Annotated in this window: 1 protein-coding gene; it reads left to right on the top strand. The window is 66.8% G+C overall.

What is annotated here, in order from left to right; translation table 11 throughout:
• Positions 1-84: 84 nt before the first annotated feature.
• Positions 85-2112, top strand: a complete 2028-nt coding sequence (locus K9U40_RS22645; RefSeq protein WP_282892351.1) for an acetyl-CoA carboxylase biotin carboxylase subunit — start codon at positions 85-87, stop codon at positions 2110-2112.
• The last annotated feature ends 81 nt before the right edge of the window (positions 2113-2193 follow it).

Below are 2193 nucleotides of genomic sequence, written 5' to 3'. Positions count from 1 at the left end.
ATCTATTAAGTCGTCGGCAGCGTCAGAGGTGTATAAGAGACAGCTTCTCAAGATTTCAGCGCCCAAGGCGCGGGAGACACTTAAATGTTCTCAAAAATCCTGATCGCGAACCGGGGTGAGATCGCCTGCCGCGTCATCAAGACGGCGCGCAAGATGGGCATCAAGACCGTCGCCGTCTATTCCGACGCCGACAAGGACGCCCTCCATGTGGAGATGGCCGACGAGGCGGTGCATATCGGCCCGCCCCAGGCCGCCCAGTCCTACCTGATCGCCGAGAAGATCGTGGAGGCCTGCAAGCTCACCGGCGCCGAAGCCGTCCACCCGGGCTACGGCTTCCTCTCCGAGCGCGCCTCCTTCCCCAAGCTCCTGGCGGAGCACGGCATCGTCTTCATCGGTCCCAACCCGCACGCCATCGAGGCCATGGGCGACAAGATCGAGTCCAAGAAGGCGGCGGCGGCGGCCAAGGTCTCCACCGTCCCCGGCTATCTCGGCGTACTGGAGAGCGGGGTCGAGGCGGCCAAGATCGCCGACGAGATCGGCTATCCGGTGATGATCAAGGCCTCCGCCGGCGGCGGCGGCAAGGGCATGCGCATCGCCTATAGCCGCGACGAGGTGCAGGACGGCTTCGACCGCGCCAAGTCGGAAGCCAAATCCTCCTTCGGCGACGACCGCGTGTTCGTGGAGAAGTTCATCGTCGATCCGCGCCACATCGAGATCCAGGTGCTGGGCGACAAGCACGGCAACGTCATCTATCTGGGCGAGCGCGAGTGTTCCATCCAGCGCCGCAACCAGAAGGTGGTGGAGGAAGCCCCCTCCCCGCTGCTGGACGAGGCCACCCGCAGGAAGATGGGCGAGCAGGCCGTGGCCCTCGCCAAGGCCGTGGGCTATGACAGCGCCGGCACGGTGGAGTTCGTGGCCGGGCAGGACAAGAGCTTCTACTTCCTCGAGATGAACACCCGCCTGCAGGTGGAGCATCCGGTCACGGAGCTCATCACCGGCATCGACCTGGTGGAGCAGATGATCCGCGTGGCGGCGGGCGAGCCCCTCTCCATCACCCAGGACGACGTGAAGCTCACCGGCTGGGCGGTGGAAAGCCGCATCTATGCGGAAGACCCCTACCGCAACTTCCTGCCCTCCACCGGCCGCCTGGTGCGCTACCGCCCGCCGGCCGAAGGCAAGGACGGCCCCATCACCGTGCGCAACGACACCGGCGTGTACGAGGGCGGGGAAATCTCCATCTTCTACGATCCCATGATCGCGAAGCTGGTGACCCACGCCCCCACCCGCGCCATCGCCATTGAGGCGCAGGCGGACGCGCTGGACGCCTTCGCCATCGACGGCATCGGCCACAACATCCCGTTCCTGTCGGCGCTCATGTCCCATCCGCGCTGGCAGTCGGGCAATCTGTCCACCGGCTTCATCGCCGAGGAGTATCCCGACGGCTTCCACGCCCGTGCGCCCGAGGGCGAGCTGGTGCACACCCTGTCAGCCGTTGCGGCGGTGATCGACCACATCCACAACGCCCGCAAGCGCCACATTTCCGGCCAGACTTCCGGCGTGCCGGTGGCCTTCGCCAAGCGCCGCATCGTGCACCTCTCCGCCGCCGAGGCGACCCTTTCCACCCCGTGCGAGGTGGAAGCGGTGGACGGCGGCTACAAGGTGCAGATCTTCGACGCCGACGGCACGGCGGGTCACACCCACCTGCTGCGCTCCGCCTGGAAGCCCGGCGACGTGGTGTGGTCCGGCACCATCGACGCCGACCAGGTGGCGGTGCAGGTGCGCACCATCCCCAACGGCTACGTGCTGGCCCATCGCGGCATCGCCACCAAGGCGCGGGTCTATACCGAGCTGTCGGCTTCGCTGGCGGCGCTGATGCCGAAGAAGGAAACCGCCGGCGGCGGCAAGGAGCTTTTGTGCCCCATGCCGGGCCTCGTGGTCTCCATCGCCGTCACCCCCGGCCAGGAGGTGAAGAACGGCGAGATCCTCGCCATCGTGGAAGCCATGAAGATGGAGAACGTGCTGCGCGCCGAGCGTGACGGCATTATCAAGGCGGTCCACGCCAAGGCCGGAGACAGCCTCGCCGTGGATGCGGTGATCCTGGAATTCGCGTGATGGGAAAGCGGGAGCGGGCCGTCCCCTCTCCCGCTTGCGGGGGAGGGTTAGGGTGGGGGCCTGCTGGCCACATGCCCTGCC

The sequence above is a fragment of the Xanthobacter autotrophicus genome, from assembly GCF_030015065.1.
Classification (GTDB): domain Bacteria; phylum Pseudomonadota; class Alphaproteobacteria; order Rhizobiales; family Xanthobacteraceae; genus Xanthobacter; species Xanthobacter autotrophicus_D.
This window is presented reverse-complemented; position numbering and strand designations above follow the sequence as displayed.

Coding starts and splice junctions, on each gene's coding strand:
- K9U40_RS22645 (WP_282892351.1), top strand. CDS start 85: ATGTTCTCAAAAATCCTGATCGCGAACCGGGGTGAGATCGCCTGCCGC.